The 17,714-nt window shown below is 35.8% G+C and carries 12 protein-coding genes; 4 read left to right on the top strand and 8 right to left on the bottom strand.

Going from position 1 to position 17,714, the window contains the following annotated elements:
- Positions 1-32: 32 nt before the first annotated feature.
- From ACFIKI_RS01860 to ACFIKI_RS01830, 7 genes are all read right to left on the bottom strand, one after another.
- A complete protein-coding gene (locus tag ACFIKI_RS01860; RefSeq protein ID WP_375665410.1) occupies positions 33-2,918 on the bottom strand; it encodes an EAL domain-containing protein in 2,886 nt (961 codons plus the stop codon).
- Positions 2,919-3,317: 399 nt separating this feature from the next.
- A complete protein-coding gene (locus ACFIKI_RS01855; RefSeq protein WP_375665409.1) occupies positions 3,318-4,592 on the bottom strand; it encodes a M16 family metallopeptidase in 1,275 nt (424 codons plus the stop codon).
- 83 nt (positions 4,593-4,675) lie between these two features.
- Entirely contained in the window at positions 4,676-6,073 is a 1,398-nt protein-coding gene (thrC, locus tag ACFIKI_RS01850) for a threonine synthase (RefSeq protein ID WP_375665408.1), read from the bottom strand.
- 601 nt (positions 6,074-6,674) lie between these two features.
- Entirely contained in the window at positions 6,675-7,028 is a 354-nt protein-coding gene (locus ACFIKI_RS01845) for a hypothetical protein (RefSeq protein WP_375665407.1), read from the bottom strand.
- Between the two features lie 163 nt (positions 7,029-7,191).
- A complete protein-coding gene (locus tag ACFIKI_RS01840; RefSeq protein ID WP_375665405.1) occupies positions 7,192-7,542 on the bottom strand; it encodes a hypothetical protein in 351 nt (116 codons plus the stop codon).
- Between the two features lie 183 nt (positions 7,543-7,725).
- Complete coding sequence (locus ACFIKI_RS01835) at positions 7,726-8,070, bottom strand: hypothetical protein (RefSeq protein ID WP_375665404.1); 345 nt, start codon at positions 8,068-8,070, stop codon at positions 7,726-7,728.
- 973 nt (positions 8,071-9,043) lie between these two features.
- Positions 9,044-9,739, bottom strand: coding sequence for an HAD family hydrolase (locus tag ACFIKI_RS01830; protein ID WP_375665403.1), 696 nt, complete (start codon positions 9,737-9,739; stop codon positions 9,044-9,046).
- A gap of 372 nt (positions 9,740-10,111) precedes the next feature.
- Here ACFIKI_RS01830 and ACFIKI_RS01825 point away from each other — a divergent pair, with 372 nt between their 5' ends.
- Positions 10,112-11,200 (top strand): site-specific DNA-methyltransferase, encoded by a 1,089-nt coding sequence (locus tag ACFIKI_RS01825; protein WP_372440009.1) that lies wholly within the window; start codon positions 10,112-10,114, stop codon positions 11,198-11,200.
- 751 nt (positions 11,201-11,951) lie between these two features.
- Here ACFIKI_RS01825 and mutY read toward each other — a convergent pair.
- Positions 11,952-13,010, bottom strand: coding sequence for an A/G-specific adenine glycosylase (gene mutY, locus ACFIKI_RS01820; RefSeq protein WP_375665402.1), 1,059 nt, complete (start codon positions 13,008-13,010; stop codon positions 11,952-11,954).
- A 203-nt stretch (positions 13,011-13,213) separates the two neighbouring features.
- On the opposite strand from mutY, the gene ACFIKI_RS01815 reads away from it, so the two are divergent.
- The 3 genes from ACFIKI_RS01815 (at position 13,214) to ppdK (ending at position 17,296) form a co-directional block, all read left to right on the top strand.
- A complete protein-coding gene (locus ACFIKI_RS01815) occupies positions 13,214-13,714 on the top strand; it encodes a DUF721 domain-containing protein (RefSeq protein ID WP_375665401.1) in 501 nt (166 codons plus the stop codon).
- A gap of 82 nt (positions 13,715-13,796) precedes the next feature.
- On the top strand, positions 13,797-14,453 hold the full coding sequence (locus ACFIKI_RS01810; RefSeq protein WP_375665400.1) for a DsbA family protein: 657 nt from the start codon (positions 13,797-13,799) through the stop codon (positions 14,451-14,453).
- A 176-nt stretch (positions 14,454-14,629) separates the two neighbouring features.
- Positions 14,630-17,296 carry a pyruvate, phosphate dikinase gene (gene ppdK, locus ACFIKI_RS01805; RefSeq protein WP_375665399.1) on the top strand — a complete coding sequence of 889 codons (2,667 nt, stop codon included), beginning with the start codon at positions 14,630-14,632 and terminating at the stop codon, positions 17,294-17,296.
- Positions 17,297-17,714 lie beyond the last annotated feature (418 nt).

Below are 17,714 nucleotides of genomic sequence, written 5' to 3'. Positions count from 1 at the left end.
TAAGCTTTTTAACTTTCACGTTATTTTATCCCTTATGTTTTTATTTTATAAGGGAAATGGCTCTGAACGAGTGTAATTAATTCTTCTATGGCAATCGGTTTCGTCACAAGTGTACTTTGAACATATTTACAGCCTTCTTGACGGAGGAAGATTGCTTCTTTTTCATTTTCAACACCCTCTGCGATAATTTGCAAATTAAGATCTGTTGCCATATTAATGATAGACTTTAGAACAATTTTCTTCTTAAGAGAGTCGATTGAGATAAGTGAACGATCAAGTTTAACCATATCAAATGGATAACGTACGAGATAGGTCAGAGACGAATAACCTGTTCCAAAATTATCGAGTGCGAGATTCATTCCAAGTGTTTTAATTTGTTCGAGAAAGTGCGCTGATTGTTCAGGATTATTTCTTAAGACAAATTCAGATATTTCAATCATCAAACGCCCTTTGTGAAGAGGATGGCGAAGCAGAGCAGTACGCAATTGACTGATAAAACGAGGATGAAGCATTTCTGCGCTTGGTAAATTAATTGAAATAAAGAAAGATTGTTGAGAAAATTTTTCTTGTACATTTATAAGATCGATAATAGCATTATCGATAATAAATTGTGACAAATCCCTAACAATGTGTTCGTTTTCTACGATCTTTATGAAATCAGAAACATTTAAATTTCCATAAGTTGGATGATGCCATTCTACAATTGTTTCAAAACCAATAATATGTCCGTCTGATAAATTAAGAATAGGATGGTAGAGGATTTTTATCTCATGACGTTTTATGGCATAATGAACATCTTTCTCCAGAGTATTATGTTCGAGACCCAAAGTGCGAAAATTAGGACGAAAAGGTTCAATATGGTTTCCACCCATTTGTTTTGCACGAATCATCGCTAATTCGCTATCATTAAAAATATCTTTAGCAGTTGAGCGATTTTCACTCCATGTAACCAATCCGATAGAGGTTGAAAGGATTATTTTGTTTTCTGAAAGTGAAATAGGTGCTGAAATTGTTTTGTGCAAATGATCTGCAAATGCTGCAATTTTTTGTGGTTCAGTTTCGCTGAGTAAAATAATTGCAAAGCGGTCTGCTGAAAGGCGCGATAAGGTGTCTTGAAAGTTAATGAGACGATTTAAACGACGTGCGATTATAAGGAGTACAGTATCCCCAACAGCGATGCCTAATTTGCGATTAATTTGGCGAAAATTGTCAAAATCAATCATAAAGACGGTTGGTCTAATTTTGATATTTGCTTTCGCTAAAGAGGTATAATTTTGTAGTCTATCAAAGAAAATTTGTTGATTAGGAAGTCCGGTTAAGCTGTCGTGGATTGCATCATGCAATAAACGTTCTTCAGATTTTTTGTGGTTAGTAATATTGACAATGGTTCCAATGACACGTGTGATTTTTCCATCTTTTTGCATCGCCGGACGTGCACGAAGAGAAAACCAATGATAGTAACCACCCCCGGAAGAAAGCCGAAAAATTTGATCAATGCGCCCTTTTTTATTTTTAAGAATGATATCCAATACGGCTTGAAAGCGTTCACGATCATCATGGTGCAAAGCTGAAATCCAGTTTCGCATAGGTCCATTGAGATTATGAATTTCAGTACCAAAAAGGGTTGCCATGTTTGGGTGTACAACAATACGGTCACGCTCAATATTCCAATCCCAAATAATATTTCCAGCTCCCTTTGCTGCGAGTACTTGTTGTTCAAGGTCGGAAAATATTCCTTCATGGAAAGCATCATTAGAAAAAGTTTGTTGCAGGACAGTAAAGCTTATGAGAAGAACAATGAGCACTAATCCCCCCGCTAATGCTGGCTGGATAATATCATTGTTTAAATGTCCAGCTATGCAGGCATAGGCTCCAACACACCAAAAGCTAATGAGCAACCATGTTGGAATAAGCATAATGGCACGGTCATAGCTTCTGATTGAGAAATAGATGATTAATATTATACCAAGCACAGCGGTAAGGCCAAAAGACAAACGCGCAATTCCAGCAGCTCTGATTGGATCATAAATAGCAAAGGCTCCTAGACTGCAAAAGGCAATGGTCCAAGCGATAGCACCATAACTAAAATGATAATGCCAGCGATTAAGGTTGAGGTAAGTAAAAAGAAAAATGAAGAGTGTAGCGGCAAGCGCTACTTCTGTACCAGCACGCCAGATTGGCTGTGTTGTGAGTGTAACAGCAAAGAATTTATTTAAAAAATTGAAGTCAATACCAATATAAAAAAGCACCGCCCAAGCGACAGCAGCTGTTGCAGGAAACAGTCCTGTCCCACGGACAACGAAGAGAACAGTTAACAAAAGTGCTAAGAGACCTGATATACCAAGAAGAATACCATGATAAAGCGTATAAGAATTAATTGCATCCTTATAAGCTTCAGGTTGCCATAAATAGATTTGCGGTAGAGTGGCAGAGTTAAGTTCGGCCACAAATGTAACAACAGCACCAGGGTTAAGGGTAATACGAAAGATATCAGAGTTTGCACTAAGTTGACGATCGAGGGAAAAACCTTCGCTTGGCGTTATGGATTGAATCCTTGCTGATCCAAGGTCTGGCCAAAAAAATCCAGAACGTGCCATGCGGTAATGGGGGGCAACGATGAGACGATCAACTTGTTCATCTGTTGGATTTGCAAGAGAAAAAACTGCCCAATTTCCGGAAAATTTTTCATTTTTTGCCTGCACTTCAATACGCCATACAATACCATCTGGTCCTGGCGCTGTACTTGTTTGAAAAATAGAGTTGTTTGTATGGTGAATTTCAATTGCTTTTGAGAGATCAAGAGCAGCATCTTGAGAAGAAATTTTAACTGGCTCAATTGCTTGTGCTGATGTAAGATGGACAAAAGAACTAACGACTACAATGAAAATGATGTCAATTATTTTACGCAAACTCTTCACAATGTCCCACTCTCAATATTTTAGGATGTTTAATTTTCATTTCGATTTTTGAGAAAAAACGTCCACCTTTTATAATTTATTTACATAATAAATTGTAATCACTTTTTCTTAAGTTATATGATTTTATATACAAATAGACCACACACCCATTTGCTCCAATGGAAATTGAAGCGAATGAAGTTTTATATTTTAAAAGGGCAAAGTTAAACCATGAATTTCCAGATATTCACGGATATACCTTCACTCATTAGAATCTTTATCACATGAAGTATGAATTGGGTAGTTTTGTATGCCTCTTTGCCCAATATTTCCAAAACTTATTTAATGAGAAGAGCTTTTGTGGTAAATTTTATGATAAAATATGTGATGTTATTGTGATGCTGCTTTGAAAAGAATTTTTTACTTTAGCTTGTATGAAAGAGTTGATGTTAAATCATCAAAATTCATGAGGGGGCCGACAGGTCCGACAGCAGTTAGTGTTGGAGTGGAATTTGTAAAAAGACGATGCGCTAAATCAGTTAATCTTTTAGGAGTGATGAGATTGAGGCGTTCAATTGTTTCCGATATTGGAATTGGTCGACCGTAAAGGAGTATTTGGCGAGCAATGAGATGTGCCTGACTAGAAGGATTTTCTTGTGACATTATGAGATTAGCACGATATTGTGTTTGTGCTCGTTGAAGTTCATTGGCGTGAATATTTTTGCTGATCTTGGAAAGTTCATCAAGAATCATAGGAATAAGTTCTTTGAGCCCTTTTTGTCCGGTAGCTGCGTGAACACCAAAAAGTCCAGTATCTGAAAATCCCCAATGAAAAGCATAAATAGAATAGCATAATCCACGTTTTTCTCTTACCTCTTGAAAAAGACGTGAAGACATACCACCACCAAGAATGATTGAAAGAATTTGGGCCGCATAAAAATCACGCGCGTGATAAGCACGCCCTTCAAATCCTAGAACAACTTGTGTATCCATTAAATCGCGATATTCACGAAAGTCGCCTCCGACATAATTTGCAAGATTAGTAAGGGGGGTAGTTGAATGGGGGCGAAAAGTACCAAGGCGACGTTCAACTTCTCGCAAGAAATTTTCGTGCTTTACAGCTCCTGCTGCAACGACAATCATACGATCTGCACTATATTGTTTATTAATGAAATCATGGAGATCAGCGGATGTAAATGATTGAATAGTTTTAGCTGTTCCTAAAATAGAGCGACCAAGGGATTGATGACGAAAGGCTGTTTCTGTAAAGTGATCAAAAACAATATCATCAGGCGTGTCATGGGCGGCACCAATTTCCTGAAAAATTACTTGTTTTTCTCGTTCTAGTTCATCTTCGTCAAATTTTGAATGCGTCAAAATATCGGCTAAAATGTCGATAGCAAGCGGGATATCGCTTTTAAGTACACGTGCAAAATAAGCTGTTGTTTCAATACTGGTGGTGGCATTGATTTCACCGCCAACATCTTCAATATCAGTTGCAATTTTAAGAGCTGTACGATTGGCGGTTCCTTTGAAAGCCATATGCTCAAGGAGATGGGCGATGCCATGTTGTGTAAAGGTTTCATTGCGTGCGCCCACTTTAACCCATATTCCGAGCGCTACACTATCAATTTGTTGCATTGTCTGTGTGGCGATAGTCAAACCGTTACTCAGGCGACTGATATCTACACCCATGTGTTTACGACTCCATTAAGCAAGCCAAATACCTCTATAAGGGCATTGGAATATTTGTGATTTTAATTACAATGCAGCTGAACTTAGTAAGATGCATTTGATTTTAAAGAAATATAATCTTTTACTATTTTTTCATTATTAGCAAGACTTGTAAAGCACTCTTTGGATTCCATCAATCCATCTAGGCAAGATGTCCATGGTGGATTAATACCACAGGCATTTTGGATTGCATCAGGAAATTTAGCAGGATGAGCTGTGGCAAGAGTGATCATTGGAATATGCGGCTTTTTGTGTTCGCGCGCTACCTTGAGTGCAACGGCTGTATGTGGATCAATAAGATAGCCACTTTCTTTATAAACACTATTAATTGTTTGTGCTGTTTCAGCCATGCTACTTTTCCCAGCACAAAACAGGGAGCGAATATTTTGAAGCTGTTTTTCATCAAGAGTAAAACGTCCTGATTGTTTCAAGTTCTCCATGGCATTGCGAATCCATACTGGATCACGATTACCACTTTCAAACAACAAGCGCTCAAAATTAGAAGAGACTTGAATGTCCATAGAAGGCGATGTTGTATGGGTTATAGGTTGTATTTCGTAAGTGCCACTGGTTAATGTGCGTGGAAGGATGTCATTATCATTTGTTGCAATGACCAGTTGTGCGATAGGTAATCCCATACGGGCAGCGACATACCCTGCAAAAATATCACCGAAATTTCCAGTAGGAACAGTAAATGAGACGGCTCTATCAGGAGCACCTAGGGAAAGGGCAGATGAAAAATAATAAACAATTTGCGCCATGATGCGCGCCCAGTTTATAGAGTTAACCCCTGAAAGCGCTCTTTTTTGACGAAAGTTATGGTCATTAAACATTGCTTTGACGAGTGCTTGGCAATCATCAAAATTTCCTTCGATAGCTATGGCATGAACATTATCACTTTGACTGGTGGTCATTTGCCGTTGTTGAATGGATGATACACGTCCTTTGGGAAATAAAATAAAAACATCTGAATTTTTTCTTCCAGCAAAGGCTTGTATTGCAGCACCACCTGTATCACCCGATGTTGCAGCAACAATCGTTGCCCATTTATTTTGTTTAGTTAAAATATAATCCATCAATCTAGAAAGAAACTGCATTGCAACATCTTTAAATGCCAAGGTAGGACCGTAAAAAAGTTCAAGGATAAATTCATCTGGACCAATTTGCAGTAACGGGCAGGTTGCTGGGTGACGAAAGGTATTGTACGATTCGGTAATCATATTCTCAAAAGATACATATTCGATTTCGTTATTCACAAAGGGCCAAAGAATAGTTTTAGCAATGGTCATATAGGATTGTCCGCGCAGTGCTCGTAATGCATCGGGTGATAATTGAGGAAATTTTTCTGGAAGGTACAGACCGCCATCATTAGCGAGACCAGCCATAACCGTTTCGGTAAAGCCTAGAGCAGGGGCTACGCCTCTTGTGCTGATATATTTCATGAATTTTTTCTTTCATTTATTTATTGTCGATAAACTGATGCAGTGGTATATTTCACATTTTTAATAATATTTGAATTGTGAAATGAATGGAAGTTTGTTTGCTTATACTTATCAATAATGATGAAACAGTGGTATTGTCCTTTAGAAATTTTGATATAACATATTGATATTAAAAATTTATCTTCAAAAGACTTTGTTCTGTTATTTGTTAATCTATTTTATAATTTATATTGCTTTCTACATATTGCGGTATTTCTCAAAGAGTTTTCTTGCAAAGATTCATTTATTTTACCCATTTTTGCTTAGACTTTTTAGAATCAAAATGCATATTACAATTAGCTTCTGGAAAGTGGTATTTATAACTTGTGTTGGAGGATTTATGAGATAAATTCCTAGTTTTATGTGCCTAAATTGTGCATTTTGAGAGGTTTTTATTCAGTTTAAATTATCAGTTTTTATGCTAATAGGTATTATATTGAAACTACACAGGTATTATTCATAATGAACAAATTTATCCATAGAAAACACAAAAAAACTGCCCCAATTACTGAGGCAGTCCGCCATTTAAGGCATTGCTTTTAATTTCAGATTATTTAGATTTTTACTTTACACTTCTAGCTACTCCTCCTCCGAGCATCGCACTGACTGCGGCCATAACAAATCCACTAAGTCCACCAAAAATATAAGATCCTATTGTAGTAAAAGCTCCTAACGTAATGGGCTCAAATACCTTTACAAATTTTCCTTCAACAGTAGCTTCATTTCCTACTCCATAATTTAAATTTGAAATATAAAGAGTAGCCATATTGGTTGCTTTTTCTATTACGGAAATAGAAACACTTTCTTTTGGAAGGCTATTGTTTAAATGATTTGCGTTAACATTTACAATTTGTGAAAGAAAGAAAGCAATCGCTATAAAAGTACTTAATACATGATTTTTAAACACTTTTGTCATAATTTCACCTCAAATATTTTCTAATCTTGTTATTTTTGGGGGAAAGCTATTTATGTGTCTTAGTTTAATAACAATGAGCAGATAATGTAGCTATGCCCCATGTTCAGATTTTCGTTCTTATATCTCAAATGTTTAAGTATAAGGTCGTCGGTATTACTGTTAATTAGCGAGATTTTATTAATTGTTGTATCTTCAATATGGGCCACGCTAAAAGTGTACCTGTTATCCCTATTCCATACCCAGCTAACATTGAAATACCGAAAGTTCCTATTGTAATAGGCTCAAGAACTTTCTCGATTTTTCCTTCAACAGTAGCTTCATTTCCTACTCCATAATTTAAATTTGAAATATAAAGAGTAGCCATATTGGTTGCTTTTTCTATTACAGAAACAGAAAAACTTTCTTTGGGAAGGCTATTGTTCAACTGAGTTGCATTAGCATTCACAATTTGTGATAGAAGAAAAGCAATAGCTATAAAAATATTTAATATATAATTTTTAAATACTTTTGTCATAATTTCACCTCAAATACTTTAATTATTTATATCATAAAGAGATTAATAAATATGTATAATTAGTGAGTATATATTTTAGATATACTTATAATAATTATTTTTAGTAATAAATATTATCTTAATTATTATTTATTAATTCTATTATTCATAACAAAACCGTATTTTATACTAATTTTGCAGAATTTATTTAAAGATTGTAACTATTTGCGTTGTCCAGTTTAGCAATGTAGTTATTACAACCCCACCTATAAACATTCCTGCCCCTATTGCAAAAACACCAACAACTTTTTCTACTTTTCCCTCAAGAGCAGAAGTAGATTCATTTACTGCTCCATAACTTAAAGTTGGAACATAAATAGAAGCTGTATGGATTGTTTTATTTTCCACGTTTTTTACTATAGATGGAGAATAATCTTCTTTTGAATAGCTATTTTTTAAATAATTTGCATTAACATTTGCAACTTGCAAAAGAAAAAAAACAGCTACTGTAAAAATATATAATGTACAATTTTCAACTACTTTCACCATCCTTTACCTCAAATATTTTTATATTAATACGAATTGATATATATAAATAATGATAATAAACACACTTAAAACACTAAATATGTTTACACATTATATTATACGATAATACATTATGTAACTATTGTCAACAACAAAAATACTTTTTGTTTATATAAAATAGATAACATAGTTGTATTATTTTTTATTTTATATGATTTTTATTTTATAAAATGTTGAATAATAATATTATTATTGGAATAATGTGATTGGTTATTATAAGAAATAATAAATATTTTTCTAATAATTGAGTTATTTTTTTAATTTTTTGGTTTATATATTTGTACCTAAATAGGCAATAAATAACATAAGGATAATTTTTAATTTAAACATTAATAAATAAAATGTAATTATAAAAACTTAATTATAGAAATAATAAGCATAGTTTTTTGATTTATATATTTTATTACGTGTTATATGATATTATTATATTTAATGCATTTTTATATATTAATATGTAAATGATTTTATTATATATTTTTATTTAGTATGCAGCAGAATGAATATAAAAGTTGTTTTGGATTAATAGATGTTCTTTTAACGTTGTTTAAATACGCTATTAATTTTTTATAACAACGTTTATTGTAAGGTATATATTGTAAAGTTATCAGATTAATGATCGTTAGTTATAATATTTATGTGTACCATCATTATAAGAAGAAGCATAATAGTGGGAATTTTGTTATATTAACTTCATATTGTAAAATAAAATCTATAGCTTATTTACAATAATTTATAATAAGCAGAGCTTAAATTATTAGAGAGTTCCACTGAATATAATATATAGTGCGTAAGTATATACGAGTTATTTATCATTGTGGAGCCATTTTAGTTATGTTTAAGCTTTTGTACGTATGCTTTAAGCAAGAGAAGACACCATACTAAGAATGTTACTAAGAGATTATCATGTGCTGATAAATACATTGAATGAAGTTTTTTATACGAAATCTTGCCATACTGCCATTGCTTCTAGGACTTCTCCTAAATGAGCATGTTTTGCAATAACCGTCTCAGCACCAGCTTCTGCAAGTATATTAGAGTGGCCAAGATAGCTATGCGATCCTCCCGTAAAGCCGATGACACGCATGCCTGCTGCTTTGGCTGCGTGTACACCATGAAGTGAATCTTCTATAACGATAGTGTTTTGGGGTTCTACTTGTAATTGTTTTGCAGCAAAAAGGAAAACATCAGGGGCAGGTTTGGTTTTTTTTGTTCCAACTTCAGGTGCAGAAAATATTTTACCTTCAAAAAGGTCATAAAGTTCAACAGTGGTGAGCATCTCTTTTATATCGATGCTCTTTGCATTAGAGCAGATACAGTAGGGATAGCGTGTTTGAATAATTTCTATGGCTTCTCTTACATCATCAATAGCACGTAATTCAGTTTTTATTTGTGTACGAAAAATATTAGTCATTTGATCTATGAGATGAGCAGAAATTGGTTTTTCTGTTTCCTGTTCAACGTGTTTAAGAATATCGCGAAAGATTAGCCCTGCAAAACGCTCACTCAATTCTTCGGGTGATATTTCATATCCTGTTTGTTTGAGCAATTGAGATCCAATTTTTGCTGCAAGATATTCGGAGTCGACGAGAACTCCGTCACAATCAAAAATAATAAGATTTATCTGAGGCATAAGACATTCCTTTATATGTTACGAGATGGACAACTTTTGTGAAAACGATATTGAGAGGACCTTATTTCATAAAAATACGCTTTGAAAATGATTCTTAATTCTTTTACGAAATAAAAGATATGGGAACAGTACATTGAAAAAAAGAAAATTAAGATTTCATTCATATAAAAATTTTTTTTACTTAAAAAAACAAAAACGAATATCAATTTTGCGGAATTTTAACGATACGTTTACGCTATTTTGTAAATATGGATTGGTAATGCGGGACTATAAACTATTTTGGTTGATTATAGGACAAATTTAGTTAATTTTGTTGGGTTTTTCATGACAGTTATTCAGCTTCAAAAAGATTTCCTTCGTACTCCCTCACAAATGCCATGGCGCAATAAAATTTTTAAGGGAGATTGTGTTTCCGTTCTAGAAAAACTTCCAAAACATTCCGTTGATATGATTTTTGCGGATCCACCCTATAATTTGCAATTGGATGGAGCTTTATACCGTCCAGATCATTCGCTTGTTGATGCGGTTGATGATGCATGGGATCAGTTTGAGAGTTTTGCTGCTTATGATGCTTTTACCCGTGCATGGTTGCTTGCTTGTCGTCGTGTATTAAAACCAAACGGAACACTTTGGGTTATCGGATCTTACCATAATATTTTTCGGGTTGGGACGGCATTACAAGATTTAGGTTTTTGGATGCTTAATGATATTATTTGGCGCAAAAATAATCCGATGCCTAATTTTCGAGGGCGCCGTTTTCAAAATGCTCATGAGACGCTTATTTGGGCCGTGCGAGATCAAAAAGATAAAAAGTACACATTTAATTATGATGCCTTAAAAGCAGCAAATGAGGATTTACAAATGCGTTCAGATTGGCTTTTCCCTCTCTGTACTGGAGCTGAACGTTTAAAGGATGATTCAGGGCGTAAATTACATCCAACACAAAAACCGCAAGCGTTATTAGCGCGTATTATTATGGCTTCTAGTAAACCTGGTGATGTTATTCTCGATCCGTTTTTTGGTTCGGGAACAACAGGTGCTGTTGCCAAGCTTTTAGGGCGTGATTTTGTTGGGATTGAACGCGAGCAAGATTACATCGATGCTGCATGTGAGAGAATTGCGGCGGTTAAACCTTTAGCGCAACCAGAACTAGCGATTTTGGATAGAAAAAAAGCAGAACCGCGCGTAGCATTCAACAGTTTGCTTGAAGCAGGTTTACTCTATCCTGGAGAAGTTCTTTACGATCGTAAGAAGCAAGTATCTGCTATTGTAAGAGCTGATGGTACGATTATGCATGGTGGTGAAGCGGGTTCAATTCACGCAATGGGAAGAAAGGCTCAAGATTCGCAGAGTTGTAATGGTTGGACCTTTTGGTATTATGAGGAAAATGGACGGTTGAAGTCCATAGATCATTTAAGAATGATCATACGTTCACAAATGTTAAAAACGGGTGTTTTATGAACTAAGCTGATCACTTTATTCTATTGACCACCAATGTACCTGATCTTGATTGAGATGGACGTGAGAGCGTTTTATGCCTTTCTTAGATGTTTTTTATTGACACACTAGTCTCGCTTGTGAGTGGCAAGCGAGTATTTTTATGCTTCTTGTAGAAGAAATTAAAATGAGAAATTTTCACTCTATGTCCTAATTTTAGTTCCAAAACAGTATCAATATAAGCTTATAAAACGAAATATCAGAATTAAAAGGTTCATTCGTAAGTTCAAAATTAAGTGCTTTTTTGAGGTAATACGTACATCTGTAAAGTTCGTATAATATATTGATTATAAAGATAATTTAGCGCAACTCATATTGTATTGTCCTCGGAATATCGTCAAGTTTTTTCATTTCAAACCCGATCCATATTGAATCAATGAAAATTACCTGCTTGCATGTCATAAGTGGGGTTAGCGTGTGAATAAAAATTGTTAACGAAAGAACTAAAAGTACCTCTTATGAACCGTTTCACGCACCAAGGGATGTTGAGGGGCTGGTAAATATAACGTGGAGCTAGTTGCTCCGTCATAAGCGAAAAAAGGATAGACCCTGAAATTTAAATCTAAGGCTTCTAAGCGTTTCTATCCCTCCTTAATTTTTATCTGTAGAACAAATTGACTATTTCACTTCCTTAAATTTTTCTTTTACAGATTAATAAATAATCGCTAGAGATACAAAAGTCTCCGTTAGAAAACATTTTTATGAATAGGGAAGGCTATTTAAATCTGAAAGAATTGGGAAGAGCTACGGAAATGGCTTTTTTCATAACAGTAGGTAATGCTTCTTCGGCAAGATGTTGAATGTTACACCACCAACCATTTTCACAATTCATTTCATGAACATCTTCGGTATAGTAAACATCGAGTTTTAGAGAAAAGTGAGTAAAAACATGTGTAATTTGTCCTTTGAATTGCCAATTGGCAGTAAAGGGAGCGTTTTTGAGCCCATTTTCGTTATCGATGCCAATATTGTTAGGAATTTGGGTCATTCCACCAAGGAGTTTTTGCGTCTGTCGTTTTTCTAAATAAATTTGTTTATTTTGATTAAGGACCACAAAAGCAATCCCTGTTTTTGAAGGGCGTTCTTTTTTAGGGGCTTTGACTGGAAAAGATTCCGTTTGTTGCATCTTTGCCGCTTTGCATAAACATTGAAGAGGGCAGATATAACAAGATGGTTTACGTGGAGTGCAAATTATTGCTCCCAGATCCATCATTGCTTGAGCAAAGTCACCAGGACGATTTAAAGCAGTAATTTTTTGTGTTTTTTCTTTAATTTCAACTTTTGCTTTTTGTAATATTGAAGTGATAGCAAAAAGTCGCGCTACCACACGTTCGACATTACCATCAACCACTGCTACAGGGTGGTTAAAAGCAATCGCAGCAATGGCTGCGGCAGTATAATCTCCAATACCGGCTAGAGTTCGCAATTCTTTTACAGATTGTGGAAATTGTCCCGCGTAGTTTTCAACAAGCTGTCGCGCACATTTTTTAAGATTACGTGCGCGTGAATAATAACCAAGTCCAGCCCATGCTTTCATGATATCATCTTGTGAGGCTTTTGCTAAAGAGAAAAGATCTGGCCATAGTTTTAGAAACTTTTTAAAATAAGGCTTAACTGCTTCAACGGTTGTTTGTTGAAGCATGATTTCAGAAAGCCAAACTTGATAAGGATCAGGGCGGATACCTTGTTTTTGCTCTTCGGGGGTAATCCGCCATGGAAGATGTCTGTGATTTTTATCGTACCAAGCAAGGAGGTGCGAAGAAATTTCATACATGATTGCTTTCAAGCATAGGGAGATATAAAATGCAAAAGAAAAAATTATTTATTTTGTAATTCATGTTTTTTGCTCTTTTATTGTCAAATCTTTGGTGAGAAAAGGCTTTTTATTTTGTTGATATTTCATAAATTGAGGAGGCAACAATTTTTAGATGAAACAAATGATTTTAATTTAGCAAGCGGTTGAACAATGATCTAAAAATGAGAAAACAACTTAAAAAACGTATCTTTTATTCTCTTTCTGAGACGGTATACAAAATACTTGATCCAGTTTTACGCAAACGGACAGGGCTTAATGTAGCGCTTCTAGAACATTGGCCACAAATTGCGGGCTCTGATATCAGTGAATATACAATGCCGCTTAAAATTATTTGGAAACGTCGTGCAGATCAAGATGAAGTTTTTCAGCCAGCAACACTTGTTATCGCATGTGAAGGATTTGCTGCGTTAAAATTAATGCATGAAACAGAGGAATTACTTCATAGAATTAACGGATTTTTTGGCTATATTGCTATTGATCGCATCAAGATTGAGCAAAGGAGTATATCGGTTTTTATGAATCACTTGCCTCTAAAACCGCCTTTGAGTGAACAAGACAAAAAATGCGTGGAAAAAATGCTTGAAGGAATTGAAGATACAAGCTTGCACCAAGCACTTTATAAACTTGGCTGTTGCATTTTCTTGGAAAAAAATAATAAATAGCAATATATTTTATATATTTTTCTTTAATATATGAGAAAGCATTGGATTCCTATTCGTTAATAACAACAGAAAAGTATTATTTATGGTAAAATATCGTTCTTTTTTATCTTTCGGGATAATTTTTCTCTTCATAACGATTGTACAAAACAGTGTAACAGTTGCTTTAGCGCGTGATCCCAAATCAGTGGCAACTGTTGATATGGCAGAGCTTCTCCAATCGGGTAAAGTAAAGGATCGTTTTGAGGGAGAGGCGGATGCACCAGTCGTCATTGTTGAGTATGCTTCGTTGACATGTACCCATTGTGCGCATTTTTATAATGATATACTTCCCCAAATTCGTCAAAAGTATATCAAAACAGGAAAAGTAAAACTTATTTTCCGAGAATATGCTTTTGATCCTCGGGCAACAGCAGGTTTTATGTTGGCACGGTGTGCACCAGAAGATCGCTATTTTCCTTTGATAGAAGTTTTATTTCAAAAACAAAATGAATGGGCTTTCGGAAAAAATGCTCTAACACCATTGAAAAAGATTGGCTTAGTGGCTGGTTTTACAGATGAAAGTTTTACTGCGTGTTTGAAAAATCAGTCCATTTTAGATGAAGTAAATGCATCTTTTGAACGCGGTAAAGAGCTTGGTGTCACAGCAACACCTACTTTCTTTATTAATGGTAGTAAATATGAAGGTGCCATGAAAGTAGAAGATTTTTTTTCGGTGATTGATAGTTTTCTTAAAAACTGAATCTTAATCTTCCAGAAGATGGAGAATGATACTTTTGGTCATTATCTCTTTTGGAAGGATTAATATTATGCATTTATGAAGCGATATTTTTTGGAGCCGATTTTGAATCAAATCATTGCTTTTAAGTGAGCCTAGGTTGAATAATGTTTTGATGCTGATATGGGAGGATTTGTACAGTGAAAAAATGGGTTTATAGTTTTGGAGATGGAAAGGCGGAAGGAAGTGCAAGTGAGCGTAACCTTCTCGGAGGTAAAGGGGCTAATTTGGCAGAAATGAGTAATCTTGGTTTGCCCGTACCACCCGGATTTACGCTGACAACAGAAGTTTGTAATTTTTATTATGCCCATGACAAATCATATCCAGAAGAGCTCCAGGAATCTGTTAAGCAAGCACTAAGACGCGTTGCTGAACAAACAGGACGTGAATTTGGGAATAAACAAAGACCACTTTTACTGTCTGTTCGTTCAGGGGCTAGGGCTTCTATGCCAGGGATGATGGATACAGTGCTGAACCTTGGCATGAATGATGAAACTGTAAAAGCAATTGCTTTACAAGCCAATAATGAACGTTTTGCTTATGATAGTTATCGGCGTTTTATCCAAATGTATTCTAACGTTGTTTTGGGGCTAGACCATTCGTATTTTGAAGAGCTTCTTGATGAAGCAAAAGCATGCAATGGTTACACTATTGATACAGAAATGACAGCAGATGATTGGAAAAATGTTATTACTTCTTATAAAGCCTATGTTGAAGAAAAATTAGGAACCCCTTTTCCACAAGATCCTGAACAACAGTTATGGGGGGCGATTGGAGCCGTTTTTTCAAGTTGGATGACGGCACGCGCAGTTACTTATCGCCGTTTACATAGCATTCCTGAAAGTTGGGGAACGGCAGTTAATGTGCAAGCTATGGTTTTTGGTAACATGGGAGAAGATTCGGCAACAGGTGTTGCTTTTACACGCAATCCATCGACAGGGAAAAAAGAACTTTATGGTGAATTTTTAGTTAATGCGCAAGGGGAAGATGTTGTTGCGGGCATTCGAACGCCTCAAAATATTACAGAAAATGCGCGTATTGTTGCTGGTTCAAATAAGCCGTCTTTGGAAAAAATCATGCCTGAGGCTTTTTTGAAATTATGTCAGATTGCGCAGAAGCTTGAGCAGCATTATCGGGATATGCAAGATCTCGAATTTACTATTGAAAAAGGTAAATTATGGATGCTGCAGACTCGTTCAGGGAAGCGCACGGCTCGTGCAGCTCTCAAGATGGCAATTGAAATGGTTGAGGAGGGGTTAATAAGCCGTGAAGAGGCTATGATGCGTGTTGATGCAAAATCACTTGACCAACTTTTACATCCAACACTTGATCCCAAAGCAGAACGTTTTGTTATAGGACGTGGTTTACCGGCTTCTCCTGGAGCAGCAACGGGTGAAATTGTTTTTACTTCAGAAGAGGCAGAAACTGCGTCAGCAGAAGGTCGCAAAGTTATTTTGGTCCGTGTAGAAACAAGCCCAGAAGACATTCATGGTATGCATGCAGCAGAAGGAATTTTAACAACGCGTGGAGGTATGACAAGCCACGCTGCTGTTGTTGCGCGGGGGATGGGAAAGCCATGTATTTCTGGTGCTGGCAGTATGCGGATTGATTATAACACAAATACGCTGTTTGCTTCAGGAGAAAGCTTTAAAAAAGGCGAGGTTATCACGATTGATGGTGGAAGTGGAGAAATTTTAAAGGGAAAAGTTGCAATGTTGCAGCCTAAGCTTTGCGGAGACTTTGCAAAATTAATGGAATGGGCTGATGAGATGCGGCGTATAAGAGTTCGCGCCAATGCTGAGACACCATCTGATGCTCGTATGGGGCGTTCTTTGGGGGCTGAAGGTATTGGTCTTTGCCGTACAGAGCATATGTTTTTTTCTGGTGAACGTATTATAGCCATGCGTGAAATGATTTTAAGTCATGATGAAAGTGGTCGTCGTAAAGCATTAGATAAGCTTTTGCCAATGCAGCGTTCAGACTTTGCTGAATTATTTGAAATTATGTGTGGTTTGCCTGTTACCATTCGCTTGTTAGATCCTCCACTCCATGAATTTCTACCAAAAACTGATGCAGAAATTCTTGATGTTGCAACAGCTATGGGAGTTTCTGCTGAAATGCTTGTTGAACGTGCGCAACAGTTGCACGAATTTAATCCTATGCTTGGATTACGAGGATGCCGTTTAGCTATTACTTATCCTGAAATTGCTGAAATGCAAGCGCGGGCAATTTTTGAAGCAGCAGCAGAAGCGGCTCAAAAATCTGGCTCTCCTGTTATGCTTGAAATTATGGTACCACTTATTGCACTTAAATCTGAACTCGATTTTATAAAAACGCGTATTGATCAGGTAGCTGAGGAAGTGATGAAAGAAAAGGGAACCATCATTCAATATATGGTTGGAACAATGATTGAGCTTCCAAGGGCAGCGCTTCGAGCAGATGAAATTGCTGAAACTGCGGAATTTTTTTCATTTGGAACAAACGATTTGACACAAACAACTTTTGGAATTTCCCGTGATGATGCTGCTCCTTTTTTGGCAACCTATTTTCAAAAAGGACTTTTAGAGCTAGATCCTTTCGTATCTATTGATCGTGATGGGGTAGGAGAACTTATTACCATTGCAGCACAGCGTGGACGCTCAAAGCGCGCAAAAATAAAATTGGGCATTTGTGGTGAACATGGAGGCGATCCTGCCTCTATTGCTTTTTGTGAAGAAAATAACCTAGATTATGTTTCATGTTCTCCTTTTCGGGTACCAATTGCTCGTTTAGCAGCAGCTCAGTCCGCAATAGCAAAAAGGATGTAATGGGTTAATATTTTTTTGTTGTATAGTTATTACTGAAATAAATTTTTATATATTCTTTTATTTCCTTCATGAAAGAAAATAAAAGCCCTTCTAGGGATGCTCTATAAGTTATATCACGCGAGAAAGTATATTTTTGAAAGGTTTATGAGAGAAAATATAAAGCAAGATAGAACAAAGTGTATTATTAATATATTTTCAGTATTGAAGGGACTCTTAAATTAGAAAGCAGCATGCTGTTGTGCAGTTAATTCACGCGTTTTTTTAATAGGGGTATGGATTTCTCACGAAAAACAGAACACCCCAAACAAATACATTTGTTTTGCACATTTATGCGCTGTTTTGAAGAAACATTTTTCAGTGCAAAACCCATTTCACGTCGGTATTTGTGTAATGGAATTATGTAAAATGCTCCGTAAAT

The sequence above is a fragment of the Bartonella sp. TT121SHDZB genome, from assembly GCF_042193415.1.
Lineage (GTDB): Bacteria > Pseudomonadota > Alphaproteobacteria > Rhizobiales > Rhizobiaceae > Bartonella.
This window is presented reverse-complemented; position numbering and strand designations above follow the sequence as displayed.